Origin of the sequence: Pseudescherichia vulneris, assembly GCF_902164725.1 — a bacterium.
In the GTDB taxonomy this organism is placed as follows: Bacteria; Pseudomonadota; Gammaproteobacteria; order Enterobacterales; family Enterobacteriaceae; genus Pseudescherichia; species Pseudescherichia vulneris.
The window spans coordinates 2,148,712-2,149,238 of record NZ_LR607338.1; the positions used below are offsets into that span (position 1 = coordinate 2,148,712).

The following is a 527-nucleotide window of genomic DNA, read 5'->3' on the forward strand; positions in this document are numbered from 1 at the left end:
CGCTTGGCTGGCTGGAGGTCTTTCCAAAGCAGCTGGTCGCACTCGCGATCGGTGTAGGTTTTCCCTCTCACGATATCCCGGCCCGTATGCCCATCACAGACGGTCCACACCCCGGCAACATCCCGGTACGCTTCATACTTGCGCCCTTCTACGCCATCTTTGCCACCCAGAAATACCGTGGCGATCGCCAGCGCACCAGCACCAGCTACACCGATCAGTTTGTTACGTAACGACAGTGAGATCGCCATTAATCCTCCGTAATATCAACCGGGCGTCTGGGCCAGGTCTTCAGCGCCTGGATCTGCGCCAACGTGGTCTTGCGCTTGTAGTACCAGTTGATGCCGAACGTCAGGATTGCCACAACGATCCCGATAATCACCCCCAGAGCGCTCCACTCGTCGGGGCTTAACCGGGTTAGCAGTCCATTGGCTACCGTCCCGGCTGATGCGCCATAAGCTGCGCCAGTAGCCAGTTTGCTCATATCAAACATGTCTCTCACCTCCGATTGGGTCGGGGTGCTGTGTGAA

The 527-nt window shown here is 57.5% G+C and carries 2 protein-coding genes; both read right to left on the reverse strand.

Going from position 1 to position 527, the window contains the following annotated elements; all coding sequences use genetic code 11:
• Positions 1–248: glycoside hydrolase family protein (locus FN633_RS09230; RefSeq protein WP_154058884.1), on the reverse strand; the 248-nt coding region annotated here is incomplete at its 3' end.
• Positions 248–527: class II holin family protein (locus tag FN633_RS09235; RefSeq protein WP_208674018.1), on the reverse strand; the 280-nt coding region annotated here is incomplete at its 5' end. The genes FN633_RS09230 and FN633_RS09235, both read right to left, overlap by 1 nt.